Annotated in this window: 15 protein-coding genes; 10 read left to right on the top strand and 5 right to left on the bottom strand. The window is 61.1% G+C overall.

Translation table 11 applies throughout. The features are described from left to right. The first annotated feature begins 77 nt into the window (after window positions 1–77). The 7 genes from OY559_RS18495 (at window position 78) to OY559_RS18465 (ending at window position 9,587) form a co-directional block, all read left to right on the top strand. A complete protein-coding gene (locus OY559_RS18495; RefSeq protein ID WP_277727757.1) occupies window positions 78–1,250 on the top strand; it encodes an efflux RND transporter periplasmic adaptor subunit in 1,173 nt (390 codons plus the stop codon). Then, window positions 1,247–4,453, top strand: coding sequence for an efflux RND transporter permease subunit (locus OY559_RS18490; RefSeq protein WP_277727756.1), 3,207 nt, complete (start codon window positions 1,247–1,249; stop codon window positions 4,451–4,453). The genes OY559_RS18495 and OY559_RS18490 overlap by 4 nt, the downstream gene beginning before the upstream one ends. Then, a complete protein-coding gene (locus OY559_RS18485) occupies window positions 4,450–5,979 on the top strand; it encodes an efflux transporter outer membrane subunit (RefSeq protein WP_277727755.1) in 1,530 nt (509 codons plus the stop codon). Before OY559_RS18490 ends, OY559_RS18485 begins: the two co-directional genes overlap by 4 nt. A gap of 239 nt (window positions 5,980–6,218) precedes the next feature. Continuing rightward, entirely contained in the window at window positions 6,219–7,307 is a 1,089-nt protein-coding gene (locus OY559_RS18480; protein ID WP_277727754.1) for an NADH:flavin oxidoreductase, read from the top strand. Window positions 7,308–7,564: 257 nt separating this feature from the next. Further along, on the top strand, window positions 7,565–8,434 hold the full coding sequence (yghU, locus tag OY559_RS18475) for a glutathione-dependent disulfide-bond oxidoreductase (RefSeq protein ID WP_277727753.1): 870 nt from the start codon (window positions 7,565–7,567) through the stop codon (window positions 8,432–8,434). A 121-nt stretch (window positions 8,435–8,555) separates the two neighbouring features. Continuing rightward, complete coding sequence (gene gstA, locus OY559_RS18470; protein ID WP_277727752.1) at window positions 8,556–9,167, top strand: glutathione transferase GstA; 612 nt, start codon at window positions 8,556–8,558, stop codon at window positions 9,165–9,167. Between the two features lie 78 nt (window positions 9,168–9,245). Next, window positions 9,246–9,587, top strand: coding sequence for a carboxymuconolactone decarboxylase family protein (locus OY559_RS18465; protein WP_277730060.1), 342 nt, complete (start codon window positions 9,246–9,248; stop codon window positions 9,585–9,587). 111 nt (window positions 9,588–9,698) lie between these two features. Here OY559_RS18465 and OY559_RS18460 read toward each other — a convergent pair whose 3' ends face one another. The 4 genes from OY559_RS18460 to OY559_RS18445 form a co-directional block, all read right to left on the bottom strand. Further along, window positions 9,699–10,607, bottom strand: a complete 909-nt coding sequence (locus tag OY559_RS18460) for a LysR family transcriptional regulator (protein ID WP_277727751.1) — start codon at window positions 10,605–10,607, stop codon at window positions 9,699–9,701. Window positions 10,608–10,654: 47 nt separating this feature from the next. Further along, window positions 10,655–12,043 carry a glutathione-disulfide reductase gene (gor, locus tag OY559_RS18455; protein WP_277727750.1) on the bottom strand — a complete coding sequence of 463 codons (1,389 nt, stop codon included), beginning with the start codon at window positions 12,041–12,043 and terminating at the stop codon, window positions 10,655–10,657. A gap of 130 nt (window positions 12,044–12,173) precedes the next feature. Then, window positions 12,174–12,545, bottom strand: coding sequence for a DsrE family protein (locus OY559_RS18450; RefSeq protein ID WP_277727749.1), 372 nt, complete (start codon window positions 12,543–12,545; stop codon window positions 12,174–12,176). A gap of 125 nt (window positions 12,546–12,670) precedes the next feature. Next, window positions 12,671–13,729, bottom strand: coding sequence for a LysR family transcriptional regulator (locus OY559_RS18445; RefSeq protein WP_277727748.1), 1,059 nt, complete (start codon window positions 13,727–13,729; stop codon window positions 12,671–12,673). Between OY559_RS18445 and OY559_RS18440 the strand changes: the two genes are divergently transcribed. Both OY559_RS18440 and OY559_RS18435 read left to right on the top strand, forming a co-directional pair. Then, the gene (locus tag OY559_RS18440; protein WP_277727747.1) at window positions 13,728–14,660 is read left to right on the top strand and encodes a pyridoxamine 5'-phosphate oxidase family protein; all 933 of its coding nucleotides are present in this window, start codon (window positions 13,728–13,730) and stop codon (window positions 14,658–14,660) included. The two genes, OY559_RS18445 and OY559_RS18440, sit on opposite strands and share 2 nt — an antisense overlap. A 3-nt stretch (window positions 14,661–14,663) precedes the next feature. After that, window positions 14,664–15,617 carry a PDR/VanB family oxidoreductase gene (locus tag OY559_RS18435; protein ID WP_277727746.1) on the top strand — a complete coding sequence of 318 codons (954 nt, stop codon included), beginning with the start codon at window positions 14,664–14,666 and terminating at the stop codon, window positions 15,615–15,617. Window positions 15,618–15,632: 15 nt separating this feature from the next. Here the strand turns inward: OY559_RS18435 and OY559_RS18430 are convergent, their stop codons facing one another. Beyond that, window positions 15,633–16,409, bottom strand: coding sequence for an alpha/beta fold hydrolase (locus OY559_RS18430; protein WP_277727745.1), 777 nt, complete (start codon window positions 16,407–16,409; stop codon window positions 15,633–15,635). Between the two features lie 451 nt (window positions 16,410–16,860). Here OY559_RS18430 and OY559_RS18425 point away from each other — a divergent pair, with 451 nt between their 5' ends. Beyond that, complete coding sequence (locus OY559_RS18425) at window positions 16,861–17,934, top strand: alkene reductase (RefSeq protein WP_277727744.1); 1,074 nt, start codon at window positions 16,861–16,863, stop codon at window positions 17,932–17,934. The last annotated feature ends 142 nt before the right edge of the window (window positions 17,935–18,076 follow it).

Here is an 18,076-nt window from a genome sequence, read left to right as displayed (position 1 = left end):
ATAGCCAGTTTAGGACCTAGATGACTGGTAGGCGGAGGGACAGACTGCCAGCCGTCCAACTCCCTCAGGCCCTTTTTATGAAAGCCCGCAAGACACCCCATGTAGCAGTTCTAGCGTTTGCAATTGCCCTGGTAGGTGCAGGGATTGTTATCGCCCGGACCGGCAATGAAGCTCACGCTGAACCGGCCGCCGCTCTACCGGTGGTCAAGATCCAGTACGCCATGGAACGCCCGGTGTCCGACACCCAGGACTACACCGGTCGCCTAGAGGCGGTAGACGTGGTCGACGTTCGACCCAAGGTGCCGGGCACCCTGTTGAAGGTCCACTTCAAGGACGGGCAACAGGTTCAGCAAGGCGACTTGTTGTTTACCATCGATCCGGCACCGCTCCTGACGCAGGTGAACCAGGCCCAAGCCAATCTGGCCAAGGTCAGTGAGCAGCGCCGGCTAACCGAGCTGGAGCAGGCCCGTGCCCAGAAGTTGATCGCCTCTAATTCGATCTCCCGCAAGGACTTCGACGCCCTCGACCACGGCGCACGCGAGGCTGCAGCTTCCCTGAATGGCGCCAAGGCAGAACTTGCCCAGGCGCAACTGCAGCTGAGCTACACACAGGTCCGGGCCCCCATCTCCGGACGCATCTCTCGCGCGGAAATCACGCCAGGCAATGTCGTAAGCGCCGGCGGAGATTCGGTTCCACTGACCCGCATCGTCTCCGACAGCAAGCTCTACGCATCTTTCAGTGTCGATGAGCAGAGCTACCTTCGCATCATCGCTCCGTCCCTCAAGGCCGGCACGCGTCCGTCGGTGAAGGTGGGGCTGGCCAATGACCGCGCGTACTCGTACTCGGCCACCATCGAAACACTCGACAATCAGATGGACACGCGCTCAGGCACCGTGCGCGTTCGCGCTCGCATCGATGAGGTCAGCCCCGAGATGCTGCCCGGTCTGCAGGCGCGCATCCGGCTCCAAGGTGGCGTTCCGTACAAGGCCGTCGTGATCGACGATGCACTGGTAGGCACGGACCAGGACCGCAAGTATGTCTTGGTGGTGAACAAGGAAAACAAGGTCGAACGACGCGTTGTCGAGACCGGCGCACTGCAAGGCACCAGCCGCATCCTGCGTGGTGGTCTGCCGGCCGGATCCAGAGTCATCGTCGATGGCGCCTTCCGCGCCCCGGGCACGTTGGTGTCAGCCGTAGCCGCTGAAACGCCTAAGCCAGCCGGAAACCCGGTGGCAGGAGGCCGGAAGTGAACATCTCCAAGTTCTTTATCGATAGGCCGATTTTTGCGTGTGTCCTATCGGCATTGATTCTGCTTGCCGGCATCGTTGCTTCACTGAACATGCCAGTGTCCGAGTATCCGCAGGTCATTCCGCCCTCGGTGGTCGTGCATGCACAGTACCCCGGCGCCAATGCCAAGACGATCGCTGAGACAGTGGCCGCACCACTGGAGCAGTCGATCAATGGCGTGGAGGACATGCTGTACATGGACTCCAAAGCCAGCAGTGACGGTCATCTGTACTTGACCGTCACCTTCAAGCTCGGCACGGATCCGGACAAAGCCCAACAACTGGTGCAGACGCGGGTGTCGCAGGCCCAACCACGCCTGCCCGAAGATGTGCAGCGCCTAGGCGTAACAGCCATCAAGAGCTCGCCGATCATCACGATCGCCGTGCACATGGTCTCCCCCAAGGGTACCTTCGATAACAACTACATCAGCAACTACGCGGTACTGCATGTAAAGGACCGCATGGCCCGTATCCCGGGCGTCGGTGACGTCGTTCTGTGGGGACCAGGCGGTTATGCGATGCGCGTCTGGCTGGACCCGGCCGCCCTGGCTGAGCGTGGTTTGAGCGCGGCTGATGTTGCCGGCGCCATTCGGCGCCAGAACATCCAAGCCGCCGTGGGCACCATCGGCAGCGCACCGACAACGCCCGAAGCCGCATTCCAGCTCACCGTCAATGCCGATGGTCGGCTCAAGACGCCGGATGAGTTCAAGAACATCATCATCAAGTCCGATGCGTCGGGTGCGATCACGCGCTTGGCTGACATCGCCCGCGTCGAACTCGGCGCCGAAGACTATGGCATTCGCGCCACGCTCAATAACCAGCCAGCCATTGCCGTCGCGGTGCAGGAAGCGCCGGGTGCCAACTCCCTGGAGATCTCCCGGGAAGTGCACAGCGCCATGGAAGAGCTGGCCAAGGAGTTCCCGGAGGACCTGGAATACCGCGTGGTCTACGAGCCCAGCAAGGCGGTTCAGACCGGTATCGACGCTGTCATCAAGACCTTGCTCGAGGCCGTGGCGCTCGTTGTGCTGGTGGTGTTCCTGTTCCTGCAAACCTGGCGCGCCTCGATCATCCCGCTGCTCGCAGTGCCGATATCGATCGTGGGCACTTTCACCTTCCTGCTACTGGCCGGTTACTCGATCAATACACTTTCGCTGTTCGGACTGGTGGTAGCCATCGGCATCGTGGTCGACGATGCGATCGTGGTGGTGGAGAACGTAGAGCGCAACATCGCCAGCGGCTTGTCGCCGCGTGAGGCTACCTACCAGGCGATGCAGGAGGTCAGCGGCCCGATCATCGCAATCGCGCTAACCCTGTCGGCCGTATTCCTGCCGCTGGCGTTCCTGAGCGGTCTGACCGGTGAGTTCTATCAGCAGTTCGCCGTCACCATCGCTATCTCAACGCTTATCTCGGCGGTGAACTCGCTAACCCTGTCCCCAGCGTTGTCGGCCCTGCTGCTCAAAGGCCATGGCGAAGCGCCTGACCGCTTCACGCGCGTGACTGAGAAGCTGTTCGGTCGGTTCTTTGGTCGCTTCAATCGCTTCTTCGATCGTGGGTCGGAGTCCTATGGCAACAAGGTGGGCGTGCTGCTCAAGCGCAAGGGCACGCTGCTGGTGGTTTATGCGGTCCTGCTGGGCGGTACGTGGTGGCTGACCGACCGAGTACCGGGTGGATTCGTTCCGGCACAGGACAAGGAGTACTTGGTCAGCCTGGCACAGCTGCCTGAAGGCGCAACGCTCGATCGCACCGAAGAGACCATGAAGGCCATGAATGATCTCGCGCTGAAGCATCCCGCGGTGATGGGGACTTCCAGCTACAGCGGACTGTCGATCAACGGCGTGACCAAGAGTTCGAGCACCGCGCTGACCTTCGTCCTGCTCAAGCCGTTCAAGGATCGCCCTGGCGTCAGCGCCGATGACGTCGCAGCAGATCTTGGTAAGGAGTACGCAAAGATCGGCCACGCCTTCGCCGCCATCTTCCCCGCACCGCCGGTCTACGGACTGGGTACGCTGGGTGGATTCAAGTTCCAGATCGAGGATCGTGCCGACCTGGGCTACGAAGAGCTCTACAAGGCGACGCAGGCCTTCATCCAGAAGGCAGCCGAAGCCCCCGAACTGAGCCCGCTGTACTCCACCTACACCGTGAACGTCCCGCAGTTGAAAGTGGACATTGATCGGGCCACGGCGCAGCAGCTTGGCGTGGAAACGCCGGCGGTGCTGAGCACGCTGCAGGCTTTCCTTGGCTCCTACTACGTCAACGACTTCAACTTCCTGGGTCGCGTGTACCAGGTCCGCGTGCAAGCCGACAGCCAGTATCGCTCCAAGCCCGATGACATCGGTCAGCTGCATGTGCGAAGCGAGTCCGGGCAGATGGTGCCGATTGCCTCGGTGGCCTCGGTGAGCCAGACCTATGGTCCTGACCAGGTGCTGCGCTACAACGGCTTCACCTCGGCCGACGTTACTGGCAGTCCCGCACCGGGCTACTCCTCCGACCAGGCCATGGCGGCCATTGATCGGATTGCGGCTGAAACGTTGCCGCCAGGCATGACCTACGAATGGACCGATCTGACCTATCAGCAGATCATCGCGGGCAACAGCGCCATCTGGATCCTGCCACTGTGCGTGTTGCTGGTCTTCTTCGTGCTGGCCGCTCAGTACGAGAGCCTGACCCTGCCGCTGGCCATCATCCTGATCATTCCGATGAGCATCTTCTCCGCGCTGCTCGGAGTCTGGCTGACCGATGGCGAGAACAACATCTTTACGCAGATCGGATTGATCGTCTTAGTGGGACTGGCAACAAAGAACGCCATCCTGATCGTTGAGTTCGCGCGAGAGTTGGAAATTTCCGGCATGCCGACCTTGAAGGCGGTCGTGGAGGCTTCCCGCCTGCGCCTGCGCCCGATTCTGATGACCTCACTGGCCTTCATCATGGGTGTAGTGCCGCTGGTGCTCTCCACCGGTGCCGGCGCCGAGATGCGCCAAGCCATGGGCATCTCGGTGTTCTTCGGGATGATCGGCGTGACGCTGTTCGGCCTGTTCCTCACCCCGGTGTTCTACGTGGTCATGCGCGCTATCACCGGAGGCAAGCCGCTGCACTCGGCGGCACACCACAAGGCGCCGGGGATCGTTCCCCATCACGCTGAGCTCGCTCATTCGGAGAACAAGTCATGAAGCTCGAGAACCTGACAACTTCTGGTGGCACGCAACGGTTTGCCCGCCCAATGCTCGCCATCATGTGTGCACTGTTTGTCTCGGCTTGCTCGCTGGCACCGAAGGAGAATCGCCCCAACTTCGATATTCCTTCCAGCTATGGACAGGCCAGCAACCTGGCTCAGCCCGTACTGGATGCCAGCGAAGAAGCCGGCGTGTGGAAGCCGGCGGAGCCAGCAGACCAGACGCACGCATCACCGTGGTGGAACCTGTTCGAAGATTCGACACTGGTGCGCCTGCAGGAAGAAGCCCTGGCCGCCAATCCGGACGTGAGCATCGCCCTGGCCCGGATCAAGCAGGCCCGTGCGTTGACCTCGCGTAGCGAAGCGGCCCGCTTTCCCGAGATCAACGCGGGCTTCGGGCCTACCCGTCAACGGACCAGCGGTGCCGCCGCCGGCCAGGGAGATGGAGCGCCTGGCTCCACCCAGACCCTGTGGCGGGCCCAAGCCTCCATCGCCTATGAGGTCGACCTCTTCCGTCGCGTGAGCTCCGGGGTTGCCGCAGCTCGTGCAGAGTCCGAGCAGCAGACCGCGCTGGCCCATCAAATTCTGTTGGTGGTGCAAGCCGACGTCGCCCGGACCTATTTCAGCCTGCGCCAGCTGGAGGCAGAGCGCGAGTTGCTGCGGGAAACCGTGACGCTCAGGGAGGCGGCTACCAAACTGCAGGAAGAGCGTGAGCAGGTGGGTACAGTGGCCGGCTATCTGGTCGACCAGACGATGACGGAGTTGTTGTCGGCACGCTCTGAACTGTCCAGCATCGAACAGCAGTACGCGCTGACCTCTCACGCCCTTGCCGTGCTGGTAGGCAAACCGCCTGCAGGCTTCTCCCTCTGGGTCAACAAGATCCAGAGCGTGAAAGTCCAGATACCTGCCGGTATGCCATCCGCGCTGCTGAAACGGCGGCCGGACATCGCGGCGGCCGAGCGCGCGATGGTGGCGGAGAACGCCCGCATCGGTGCCGCCAAGGCGGCGTACTTTCCTTCGCTCTCGCTTACCGGCTCCGGTGGCTATGAGTCGCTGGAGCTGAGCAATCTGACCAACTGGTCGCAACGCACCTTCTTGTTGGGTCCGTTGGTGGTTGCAGTACTAAATCTGCCCATTTTCGATGGCGGCAAGCGCAAGGCCGATGTAGCACGTGCCCGCGCGCTCTATGACGAACGCGTGGGGCAATATCGCAAGACCGTGCTCCAAGCCTTTCGTGAAGTAGAAGATGCCCTGGTATCGATCAGGACTATCGATGAACGCGTGGTCTACCAACAGCAGGCGCAGCTGGCGTCCTCGCGCGTGGCCAGCTCGGCAAAGAACCGTTTTGATACCGGCGATGTCGACTATCTGCTGGTCGTCGATGCCGAGCGGACCCATCTTCGCAGCCGTCAGCTGCTCATCCAGTCCGAGGGCGAGCGAGCGCGGGCAACCGTCGATCTGATTCGTGCCCTGGGTGGTGGGTGGGATGCCAAATCCGTGGGTCTGGCCACCGCAAAAGACTGAGCGCGGTAGATCGAAACATAAAAAGACCTGATTCGACCTTCGGTGGCATGACGCCCTGATCCCAGCTGCGATCAGGACCTGTCTCGTTGCACGCGTTAGCCGTCTCCCAACCCAGATCGGGAGCCCTCATTGCCGAGGGCTCTGCCTACCTGCGCCCCGCATTGTTCACGCCAGCCGCGTCTCGTATCTACGCCGCCAAGCGGAGCACCAGTCAACTTCGCTGCCTCAAGGAGTACCCCATGTCTGTTGATGATCTTTTCGAGCCTTTAACGCTGCTGCACGGACCGGCAATGAGGAACCGCTTCATGCTGGCACCGCTGACCAACCAGCAAAGTGAGGACGACGGATTTGCTTCCGAGTTCGACCAAGACTGGATTCGCCAAGTAGCACAGAGCGGCTATGGCCTCATTACTACTTGCGCAACCACTGTGGAGGCTGGCGGCATCGCCTTTGCGAGGCAGCTGGGCATTCACCGAGACGAGCATCTGGAGGGCTTGACCCAAATGGCCTCATCCATCCGCGCTGGTGGTGGTCTGTCAGCTGTCCAGCTGCATCACGCCGGCCACCGCGCCCGTCCTGAGCTGGGCGGCATCCCTTCTCCTGCCTCCAGCCACACGTTGCCAGGTGTCAGGGCACTGACGACCGAAGAGGTCGAGCGCATTCGCGACAGTTTCATCACCGCGGCCCAGCGTGCTGAGACGGCCGGCTTTGATGGCATTGCCATCCATGGTGCCTTTGGCTGGATCCTGTCCGAGTTCATGTCGCCCTATCTCAATGATCGGACCGACAAGTACGGCGGCAGTGTAGAGAACCGCGCACGACTGACGCTTGAGGTGATGCAGGGTATCCGTCGCGCGTGTGGTCCGGATTTCCAGATTGGATGGCGTCTGTCGGTAGAGCGCTACGGACTTCGCCTTGAAGAGCTGCGAGAAATCACCGCCTTCATTCTCGATCGCGAGATGATCGACTACTTGGATCTGGCGCTATGGGATTCGGCTCAGATCGTGCAGGACGGAAGCTTCAGAGGGAACTCCATGCTCAGCGTCTTTACCAGCACTCCGCGCAGGGGCGTGCGCGTGGGCGTGGCGGGCAAGATCATGAGCGCACAACGCTGTGCGCAGCTTCTGGATCAGGGGTGCGACTTCGTCCTGATCGCCCGCGCGGGGATCCTTCAGCGTGACTTCCCCTTGCAGGTGAAAGCCAATCCTTTTTACGACAGTGTCCCAACGCCCGTGCCTGCGCAGCACCTGCGATCTGGAGGTCTGAGTGAGCGATTCATCACTCACATGCGTGGCTGGCCCAGCTTCGTCATCCCCACGAGCAAGTAAAGCTCGGGCTACTGGGCCACGAATCGATTGTTCAGATGTTTGAACAGTAAATTCGTTCGGCTCTTGTATATGCCAAACAAAGCGCTGGATAGACTCGATTCAAGCCAAGTACTGCCGTAGATGCGCCATCCCAACCACGTCGGCGTAGGGCATCCGTAGAAAGTTCAGTTGTCCCGACCCGTTGGTAGCTCACGCTCCTTGCCGCTACCGCCACTTCTTCCCCGAATGCCGGCTTGCCCGGCCAGATGGAGATGACCATGACAGACAATGCTCTTGAGAATCAGCCGCCAGGCTATGTGCCGCCGAAAGTCTGGGCCCCCAAAACCAACTATGGCGGCACGTTCGGCAGCATCAACAGCCCGGTCTCGGGCGCCAGGTTCGAACGTGAACTGCCGGTAGGCAAGCACCCTCTTCAGCTGTACTCGCAGGGAACACCGAATGGCCAGAAGGTCACGATCCTGCTCGAAGAGCTTCTGGAAGTAGGTCATAGCGGCGCTGAGTACGACGCCTGGCTGATCGACATCTTCAAGGGCGATCAATTCGGCAGCGGCTTCGTGGAGATAAATCCCAACTCCAAGATCCCCGCCCTGGTGGACCACTGGACCGATCCGCCCACCAACGTCTTTGAAAGCGGTTCGATCCTGATCTACCTGGCTGAGAAGTTCGGAACCCTTCTTCCGAGCGAACGTCGAGCTCGGACCAAGACCCTCAACTGGCTCATGTGGCAGATGGGAACCGCGCCCTTTGTGGGTGGTGGACTCGGTCACTTCTTTGCCTACGCTCCGCTGAAGATCGAGTACGCGATTGATCGGTACGCCATGGAAGTCAAACGGCAGCTCCATGTCCTGGACACACATCTGGCCGCCAATGAGTTCCTTGCCGGCGATGAGTACACCATTGCGGACATGGCAGTCTGGCCTTGGCAGCCGGGCAGCCTGTTCGGGGTGTATGGCACCCACGAGTTCCTCGCCGTGCAGGAGTACACAAACCTCATGCGTTGGTACAAGGCTGTCGGCGCACGCCCTGCCGTGGAGCGCGGCAGGCGCGTCAACCGTACCAACGGCGCGCCTGGCGAATTCTTGCTCGAACGGCATGACGCCAAAGACTTCGACACCCTGACCAAGTAACGGTCCACGTCCTTCTCGTGCGCCAATGCCGGGCCTTCGGGTCTGGCAGCGGAGTCTTTCGTTCCGAAGAAGATGCTCCGACGAGAACCTGGCTGACTCTTCACCCACCACCGAGATAATCATGAAACTGTATTACTCCCCCGGCTCCTGTGGACTGGCCTCCCAGATTGCCCTGCGCGAGGTTGGTCAGACCTTCGAGCTGATCAAAGTCGACTTCAAGACCAAACAGACCGTCGAAGGTGACTACTTCAAGGTCACGCCTAAAGGCTTCGTGCCGGCGCTCAAGCTCGATGACGGCGATATCTTGACCGAAGGTGCGGTCATCCTGCAGTGGATTGCGGACCAGAACCCACGTCACGGCCTTCTGCCCGAATTCGGTACACGCGAGCGCTACACAGCGCTGGAGTGGCTGAATTTCGTGGCCAGCGACCTGCACAAGAACATGGCGGTGATGTTCTCCTCCGTCGTGGATGGCACGACAAAGCTGAAGTTCGCCCAGGTCAATCTGACCAACAAATTCGAGTACATCGATGAGAAGTTGACGGGTAAGGACTACGTTCTTGGCGACCGGTTCTCCATCGCTGATGCCTACCTCTACAACGTGCTCTCCTGGGTGCCGCGCGTGAACCTGGATATCTCCGGATATGAGCACATCCAGAAGTTCATGGCGCGCATGGAGACCCGTCCCAGCGTTCGCGCCTCGCTGGAAGCCGAAGGCTTGGGCGCCGGCTGAGATCTGACTCCTGAACCTTGTTGCCGGGATGCACCTACCCGGCGACACCCCGAAGAACCACAAGGACTACCGATCATGATGCAAGACTGGAATGCCTACCGCGCCGCCTTGATTGAGCGCGTGGGCGATTACGCCAAGCTCAGCCCGGACACGATGCGCGGCATGGCACTGATGGACAACGCACCGAGCAAGACCGGCCACTTGGATGCCAAGGTACACGAGCTGATCGCGCTTGCCGTGGGCGTGACCACGCGCTGCGATGGCTGCATCTCCGTGCACACCCAGAAGGCGGTCGATGCCGGCGCCACGCTGGAGGAGATATCCGAAGCGCTGGGCGTGGCTATCGCGCTCAACGCCGGCGCCGCGCTGACCTATTCGGCTCGTGTGTTCGACACCTACAAGCAGCTGCCCAAAGCGTGAAGTTGGTGGTGGTGTGGGCTGGTCGCCGAGTAGGTGGCCAGCCCATGCTTTTGAAGAGATTCCGACCGGCACACCGCCTATGGCGCCACCACGATCACCGTTGGATGGTGATTAGTGCATGGTGGGATGGTGGGCGAACAGGCCGGTGACCCAGTCCACGAACACTCGGACTTTGGCGGACAGATGCCGGTTCTCCGGGTAGACGACATGGATGGGCAACGGCTCGTTGGTCCAGCCCTCCAGGATGCGAATGAAGCGTCCATCCGCGATCATGGGTGCCATCAGGAAGTCGGCCATCTGGACCACGCCCAGTCCAGCCAAGCCTGCCGCCGTGTAGGCATAGCTATCGCTCACGGCAATGTGACTGGACAGGGCTACCTGAACCCGTTGACCGTCGCGCTCGAAGTACCAGTCGAACATTCGACCGGTTCGTGCGGAAAAGTAGTTGACGCAATGGTGCTCCACCAGGTCATCTGGATGCTGAGGTGAGCCGCGCTGCTCCAAATAGGCCGGCGAGGCGCAGGTCATGTAGTGCATCGTGCCCACACGCTTGGCGACGAGCCTGGAGTCGGTCAGGCGGCGTCCCCCGCGGATCGCGCAGTCCACGCCCTCTTCGACAAGATCTACCGGGCGGTCACTGCAGCCCAACTCCAGGCGAATGTCCGGGTAGAGCTTGAAGAACTCCGGCAGTGCCGGGATGACGACCTCGCTAGCCAGGCCCGTGGGCGCATCCACGCGCAGCCTGCCCGAGGGACTTTGGCGGTTGCGCAGCACGGAGTCTTCCGCATCTCGCACGTCCGAGAGGATCTGCAGGCATCGTTCGTAGTAGGCCGCCCCATCGGCGGTGACGCTCACCCGACGGGTGGTGCGGTTGAGCAGCTTGACCGCAAGCGTCGTCTCCAATGATTGAATTGAGGTCGAGACCGTGGCCTTGGGAAGCTTCATGTTCTCCGCAGCGCGGGTGAAGCCACCGGCGTCCACGACCTGAACAAAGACTTCCATGGCTTGTAGCTTGTTCATTGGAACTCCTCGATGCACGCGATGTAGACGCTCGTGGCGTGGACGACTCAGATTCGCTCGCCGTTCCTGATGCGGTAGGTGGGCTTGTACATGGTGACCAGCTCTTCGGCCGCAGTGGGATGCACGGCCATCGTGCGATCAAAGTCTTCCTTGGTTGCGCCGGCCTTCAACGGGATGCCCAGCAACTGGGCCATCTCGCCGGCGTCATGCCCCAGGATGTGGGCGCCCACGACTTTGCGGGTCGCAGCATCGACCACCAGCTTCATGATCGTTTTCTCCGAGCGCCCTGAGAGAGTGGCCTTCATGGGCCGGAACTGGGCGCGGTAGACCTCGATCTCCTCGTACCGTTCAGCAGCGGCCTCTTCGGACAGGCCCACGGTGCCGATCTCGGGTTGAGAGAAGACGGCGGTGGGGATCAGATCGTGATCGGGTGAGGAGGGGTTGTCCTTGTAGACGGTCTCGATGAAGCACATGGCCTCATGAATGGCCACCGGCGTCAGCTGCACCCGGTCGGTGACATCGCCCAGTGCATAGATGCTGGGGATGCTGGTTTGCGAGTAGGCATCGACCACGATCGCGCCGCGCTCGTCGGTCTGGACGCCGGCGACATCCAGACCCAGCCCCTTCGTGTTCGGCTCGCGGCCCAGCGCCAGCAAGATCACCTCGGCGCTCAGCGTCTGGCCGGTCATGGTCCGGGCAATGAGCTCGCCATCGTCGGCTCTGGATACCTGCTCCACGACGTCGGTTAGCAGGATCTTGATGCCCTTGTCGGTCATCGCCTGATGCAGGCCCGCACGAAGATCGTGATCGAAGCGCGACAGGATCTCCTTGCCGCGATAAACCACGGTGACCTCCACGCCCAGTCCGTGGAAGATGTTGGCAAACTCCAAAGCGATGTAGCCGCCGCCCAGAATCAGGATCGATCTTGGCAGTACCGTCAGGTCGAAGGCTTCATTGGAGGTGATGCACAGCTCATGGCCTGGCAGTGCTGTGTGGGTATTGGGAGCAGCGCCGGTGGCAATCAGAACTCGTTCGGCGGTGACGGTCTTGCCACTGCCCACCAGTCGAATCGTGTGCGCATCTACCAACTCGGCCCGCGTCTGCAGAAGCTCGGCACCGTTGCTCTCCAATCCGCCGCGGTACAGACGCTCAAGACGCGCGACCTCGACATCCTTGGCCGCGATCAGTTGAGGCCAGTCCATCGTCGCCGGTCCTACGTTCCAGCCGAACCCGGCCGCGTCTTCAAAATGCTCCCGGTACTGGGAGGCATAGACGAACAGCTTCTTGGGAACACAACCCCGAATGACGCACGTGCCACCGAACCGATACTCCTCGGCAATGGCCACGCGCTTGCCCAGGGAGGCGGCCAAGCGCGCAGCCCTGACACCACCAGAGCCGCCACCAATCACAAACAGGTCGTAGTCGAATTCACGCATGGCACTCACATGCCCAGGCACCTGGCAGGCAAGCTCTGGGTCCTTGTCAGAAGGATGCGCTGGCAAGACATGCTGGCCAGCGCCTAGCGGCCATGGCGACGCGCGAGCGCATCGCCATCCCGGGCTGGCCTTAGAACGTCAGCACCGTGAAACCGTCAGCGGCGATGTCCGCCACGCTGGGCAGACCCGAGGTGCCGGGAACCATGTTCTCCTGGACCAGCTTGAAGCCCGACTTCTCCGCACCGTCCTTGGCACCAAAAACATCGGCGCAGCCGGAGGACACGCCCACGACGCTGGCCTTGACCGCCTCGAACAGGACGTTGATGGGGTGATTGACGCTGGAGAGCACTTCCGGCCAGCGCGTACCGGTGCCGTGGAAGTAGATACGGACCTCATTGCCCTTGGCCTTGAAGTCGTAGGCGGCGGCCAGCGCATTGAACACGCGGCCCAGGGCTTCTTCACCGGCATTGGGATCAGACAGGACAACAATTGCAGCTTTCATTGGACATCCTTAACGTTGAAGGGGAGCGTCTGCCGAACCAGCGGCGACGAAGCCAACGATAGGGATCGGGCGTGGTGGCAGAAATCCGCCCGGCTGCAATTGAGTCTTGCGTTTTTCTGGTGCAATCAGTCCAGGATCAGTGGCAGGCGGCGCAATGCCGCAGCCAGATGATCGATGAAAGCCCGTACGCGGGCTGAGCCGTTGATGGACTCCCGGTGCAGGATGTGGACCGGGAGGGGCGGCTCCTCGAAATCCTCAAGGATGATCCTCAGACGCCCTGCGGATACCTCCTCGGCGATCTGATACGACAGCAGGCGCGCCATGCCAAACCCGGAGGACACCGCAGCGATCGCGGCATCGTTACTGGTGACCGTGATACGCGGTCGCACCTTGACCTGGACAGGCTGCTGCGAGGGTCCGAATCGCCAATCCAGGCGGGGGGATATGGCCGCCGCAACCACCACGTCATGCATCGTTAGTTCGGCAGGGTGAGCGGGCGTTCCCCGCGTAGCAAGATATTCAGGCGAGGCGCACAGGACATGACGCACGTGGCCCACCTGCATGGACCGCATGCCCGAGTCGGGAAGCTGGCCTATGCGTACGGCAACGTCGATGTTCTCATCGATCAGATTGAGGTTGCGGTCGGAGAAATGGGCCGTGACCAGGACCTCAGCATGCATCTTCAGGAAGGAAACGATGCTGGGCATGACGGCGATCCTGCCGAATAGCACGGGGGCCGTAACGGTAATGGACCCTTTGGGCGTGGCATTGGCATCGGCGAGGGTGGCATTCAGATCCTCGATCTGCTGCAGGATCGAGCGCGACTCCTCGAAGTAGCGGCTGCCGGCGTCGGTCAGCCGCATGCTGCGGGTCGTGCGTACCAGCAACGTCACTCCTAGTGCTTCCTCCAGGCTGACCACCGCACGCGTCACGCTGGCCGGGGAGAGATCGAGCTTTCTGGCCGCCGGCGCAAAGCCCTGGGCTTCGACCACGGCGACAAAGACCTGCATCAGGCGGACATGATCCATGAGAGGCACCCTTTCTTGTCCGATCAGCCTAGCAAAACCTGCCGCCCCGGTATTGCCGGCGCAGAAATAATCAATTGCGTTGCAGGCCATTTCTGGCTCTTCGCTCCTTGCCGAGCATATGCAGTGCGCCGCCGCCGCGGCAACGAGTCCTGCCATGCACAAGACAGCCAACTTCCACGAGGGTGAACTTCAGGCGCAGGCGATGGCCCACGAGTCTGACGTCGCCGCCCGCAACGGGTCCAACGTGACCGATCACATCATCCGTCCTGCACTGCCGTTCGTTCGCCAGCAGAAGATGGCCTACGCGGCCAGCGTGGATGCGGTGGACCGCGTCTGGGCATCGGTGCTGATCGGTGAGCCTAGCTTTCTGGAGCCCACCGAGGATGCGGGCGCGCTGAGCATCCACCTGGACAAGGTGGTCAGGCAGCCTCACGACCCCCTCTGGGACAACATCGAGCAGGATGGTCGCATCGGGCTATTGCTGCTGGAACTGCAGACCCGCAAGAGACTCAAGATCAACGGACAGGCGCAGCGGTACGGTGATCGCCTTGTTATCCAGATCACCGAATCGGTGCCGGTGTGTCCTCGCTACATCCAGCGCCGGGTCATCGACCTGCCCGCCGGTTCGGGCACGCAGATGCCTGCGGGCATCAAGCAAGGCCTGATGCTTGAGCAAGAACATCTCAAGCTCCTCCACAGCTCCGATACCTTCTTTCTTGCAACCGCCCACAAAACCCACGGCGCCGACATCACCCATCGAGGCGGCCCTTCGGGATTCGTCGAAGTGCTCGCCGACGGCAAGCTCAGGATTCCCGACTACAACGGCAACGGGATGTTCAACAGCGCTGGCAACGTACTTGTTGATCCACGTGCCGGGCTGGTGTTCCCCGACTATGCCCAACGCAGGATGCTCCAGCTCACCGGACGCGCCGAGATGCTCTGGGATCAGCTCGATCCCAAGGGCGTGACCGGCGGCACCGGGCGCTTCTGGCAGTTCCAGACCAGCGCCTGGATCGAAACGCAACTGCCTGAGCAGCTCAGTACAGCGTTCGTCGACGCCTCTCCCTTTCTGCCACAAGGTCTTTGAAACATGCAGTTGCGTGTGAGCCAAATCAGTGCCCTGACAACCAGTGTTCACTTGATACGTCTGGAATCGACGGACGGTCAGCTGCTGCCCGCTTTCGAGCCGGGCTCGCACTTGGCCTTGGGTTTTGATCTCGAGAACGAGCCCGTGCAGCGAAAGTACTCGCTAGTCTCTGACCCACAGGGCGGCTTGTACTACGAGATCGCAGTAAAGAAGAACCCAAACGGCCGTGGGGGCTCCAAGTTTCTGCACGAGCGACTTGCAGTGGGCGCACTATTAGAAGCATCGAGCCCCATCAGCGAGTTCAGCATCGCGCCGGATGGCCAGCACTACGTGCTGATAGCAGGCGGCATCGGCATCACGCCCATGCTCAGCATCATTTCGCGGCTTCGCCAGACCGGCACGTCCTTTGAGTTGCACTACTCCTCAAAGTCACGCGCTGAGATGGTCTTTCAGGAAGTGTTGCTCGGCGAGGACTGCGATCGCGTGACGGTGTACTTCACAGAGAGCGACACTTTCAGGCGGATCGACATCAACCAGTTGCTGAAAACCCACGCCCATGAAGCTGACACGCACTTCTACGTGTGTGGACCTTCCTCGCTGATCGACCGTGTTCGCCTGGCGGCCGGCGCGCATGGTGTACAGGCAAAGCGGGTGCACTTTGAGAGCTTCGGGCCAGCGTGGTCCATGACCGATGGCCCGGTAAAGCTGGCCCTGTCCGAGTCCAACATCGAAGTGGATGTGCCGGTGGGGACCACATTGCTCGATGCGATGGAAGCGGCCGGTGCATGGATCGCCTCGGACTGCCGGCGCGGGGAGTGTGGGGCCTGCATCACCACCTACACCGACGGAACGCCCATCCATCGCGACAATTGCCTGACGGAAGAACAGAGGGCGCATTCTTTCTGCCCCTGCGTCTCATGGGCCTCTTCTGCGGGAACATTGACTTTGCAGGTCTGAAACGGTGGAGGTTACCTACGATGCCTCATCGCTCAGGAACGACTCGACGGCCTCATTGAAACGCTCCGGAGCCTCCAGGTATGGCAGATGACCGCACCGCTCAAAGACCTGGTGCACAGCGTGCGGAATCAGTTGCTGTAGCTCGCCGTGGCAGTAGGAAGGCACGATCTGGTCCTTGGCGCCATGGATGAGCAAGGTGGGACTCGAGATCGTGGCGACCTCTGAGCGCTGGTCGTAGTCCTGGATCTGCTGGAACAACGCCCGGATGTAGGGACCGTCCAAGCTATTGAGCGAACGCAGGAAGCCCTGGTAGATGGTCGTGCCTTCCTCGATAGCCATCTGGGCGAGTAACTGCCTTGCCCATGACTGCATGCCGGCCGGCCCCAGCAGGAGCTCGTCGTACAGCGTCGTTCGGGCAGCCTGATCCGATGGGCTCAGGCACAGGCATGTATTGACCACGATCAGCGCGCTGACCCGATCCCTGGCGCGTGCCGCCACACCTAAGCCGACACGGGCGCCTTTGGACAGGCCGCAGATCGCCACCTTGTCGATACCCAGGTGATCGATCAGGGCAATGACTACGTCCACGAACGCTGAGAACTCGATGTTCTTGCCCTCCGACTTGCCATGGCCCGGCAAGTCAAGGCAAATCACCCGCCGGCGGGAGACGAAATGCTGCCGCTGGTAGGTCCAGTTGCGAGCGTTGCCACCCAGTCCGTGCAGGAAGACGAGTGCATCGCCCCGTCCATCGTCGGTGAAATGGATCTGGTGTTCTTTGTACCGAAAGTACATGGCGGCCTGATACCCGTGCGTTCCAGTGCGTGCTCAATGAGGCAGATAGGACTACGCCAACCTCTGTTCAACAGCATGGTCTAGCGGTGCTGCTCGCAAAGGAATGCCGACTTAGGAATTACTGAATTCCGCTACGCGCAATAGTGCCGGTGATAACAGATACATCACAAATGGATCATCGGCGCCTGCGCCCGAAGAGCGCGAAGGTACGCGGTTCTCTCGCCGACGGACTGGACGCTCTTCGCCCAGTCCGACCGCCTCTCTGAATTATTCCAGAAGTGGCAAGAGAGTTAGTCGAGATCAGGGCTGTTTGCGCGCAAGCACCGGAATCAGACTTCTCGACACACCCGCGCTCCTGAAGCAGAGCAGCGCTGATCAACAAGCCGTCGGTCAGCAACAACGCGGCAATTTCGCCCGAACTAACACGCGCACGCCAGCTTGGAGGAACACCATGTCAACACTCTTTGATCCCATCTCTCTCGGCGCCCTAAAGGCCAAGAACCGCGTTATCATGGCGCCGCTGACGCGCGCGCGCTCGACAAGAGAGCACGTTCCGACTCCGATCATGGCCGAATACTACGCTCAGCGTGCCTCGGCCGGCCTGATCATCGGTGAAGCCACGGGCATCTCCCAGCACGCTGTGGGTTGGCCCTACGCGCCGGGCCTGTGGTCTGAGGAGCAGGTTGAGGCATGGAAGCCCGTAACACGTGCCGTACATGCAAACGGTGGGCTCATCATCGCGCAGCTCTGGCACATGGGGCGCATGGCACACTCAGCGGTAACAGGAATTCACCCGGTATCTTCCAGTGCGACCACCATGCCAGGTGATGCGCATACGTACGATGGGAAGAAGCCCTTCGAGGCCGCTAGGCCGCTTGATTCCGATGAGATCCCGGGATTGATCCAGGACTACGTCCGAGCCGCCAACAATGCGATCGCCGCAGGCTTCGACGGTGTACAGATCCATGCAGCGAACGGCCAACTGATCGATCAATTCCTTCGCGATAGCAGCAACACCCGGACGGATGAGTATGGCGGAAGCATCGCCAACAGGATTCGCCTACTCAAACAAGTTACTGGCGCGGTGGCTAACGCAGTTGGTGCAGATCGCATGGCCGTTCGCCTGTCTCCCAACGGCGAGAGCTATGGGGTGGACGACAGCAATCCCGAGCCCCTGTTCTCCGCGGCTGCAGTGGCGCTGGATGATATTGGTATCGCATTCCTTGAGCTGCGCGAGCCGGGTCCGGACGGCACGTTTGGATCAACCGACGTGCCACGTCTTTCTCCGGTGCTTCGCAAGCATTTCAAGGGGCCGCTGATTCTCAACAGCGACTACGACCTGAAGCGCTCGCAGGCCGATCTTTCGAACGGACTAGCGGATGCGATCAGCTTCGGACGTCCCTTCCTCGCCAATCCTGATCTAGTGGATCGCCTGCGAAACAACTCGGAGTTGAACGAGGATCGCATGGAGACCTACTACAGCCAAGGCGAGGAGGGATACACGGACTATCCCAAGCTAGCCTGACCTCACCGAGCGGGCTGTCGTCTCCTTGGCGCGCCGCTCATTAATTCGCTGGCATTCCCCGAGCCAGTTGATGCCGCCCTCACCCTTGGCGGAAGACTGTCGTGATGACAGCCCGTACGCAGAGGAGGCCTCCTCCCCTCTG

The sequence above is a fragment of the Pseudoxanthomonas sp. SE1 genome (assembly GCF_029542205.1).
Classification (GTDB): domain Bacteria; phylum Pseudomonadota; class Gammaproteobacteria; order Xanthomonadales; family Xanthomonadaceae; genus Pseudoxanthomonas_A.
The sequence above is the reverse complement of the archived record's forward strand: the minus strand, read 5'-3'. Positions and strand labels throughout refer to the sequence as shown.

What these genes read in the sequence shown, in the direction of transcription:
- OY559_RS18495 (WP_277727757.1), top strand. Translation starts at nt 78, where the DNA reads ATGAAAGCCCGCAAGACACCCCATGTAGCAGTTCTAGCGTTTGCAATT.
- OY559_RS18485 (WP_277727755.1), top strand. Translation starts at nt 4,450, where the DNA reads ATGAAGCTCGAGAACCTGACAACTTCTGGTGGCACGCAACGGTTTGCC.
- OY559_RS18480 (WP_277727754.1), top strand. Translation starts at nt 6,219, where the DNA reads ATGTCTGTTGATGATCTTTTCGAGCCTTTAACGCTGCTGCACGGACCG.
- yghU (WP_277727753.1), top strand. Translation starts at nt 7,565, where the DNA reads ATGACAGACAATGCTCTTGAGAATCAGCCGCCAGGCTATGTGCCGCCG.
- gstA (WP_277727752.1), top strand. Translation starts at nt 8,556, where the DNA reads ATGAAACTGTATTACTCCCCCGGCTCCTGTGGACTGGCCTCCCAGATT.
- OY559_RS18465 (WP_277730060.1), top strand. Translation starts at nt 9,246, where the DNA reads ATGCAAGACTGGAATGCCTACCGCGCCGCCTTGATTGAGCGCGTGGGC.
- OY559_RS18460 (WP_277727751.1), bottom strand. Translation starts at nt 10,607, where the DNA reads ATGAACAAGCTACAAGCCATGGAAGTCTTTGTTCAGGTCGTGGACGCC.
- gor (WP_277727750.1), bottom strand. Translation starts at nt 12,043, where the DNA reads ATGCGTGAATTCGACTACGACCTGTTTGTGATTGGTGGCGGCTCTGGT.
- OY559_RS18450 (WP_277727749.1), bottom strand. Translation starts at nt 12,545, where the DNA reads ATGAAAGCTGCAATTGTTGTCCTGTCTGATCCCAATGCCGGTGAAGAA.
- OY559_RS18440 (WP_277727747.1), top strand. Translation starts at nt 13,728, where the DNA reads ATGCACAAGACAGCCAACTTCCACGAGGGTGAACTTCAGGCGCAGGCG.
- OY559_RS18445 (WP_277727748.1), bottom strand. Translation starts at nt 13,729, where the DNA reads ATGGCAGGACTCGTTGCCGCGGCGGCGGCGCACTGCATATGCTCGGCA.
- OY559_RS18435 (WP_277727746.1), top strand. Translation starts at nt 14,664, where the DNA reads ATGCAGTTGCGTGTGAGCCAAATCAGTGCCCTGACAACCAGTGTTCAC.
- OY559_RS18430 (WP_277727745.1), bottom strand. Translation starts at nt 16,409, where the DNA reads ATGTACTTTCGGTACAAAGAACACCAGATCCATTTCACCGACGATGGA.
- OY559_RS18425 (WP_277727744.1), top strand. Translation starts at nt 16,861, where the DNA reads ATGTCAACACTCTTTGATCCCATCTCTCTCGGCGCCCTAAAGGCCAAG.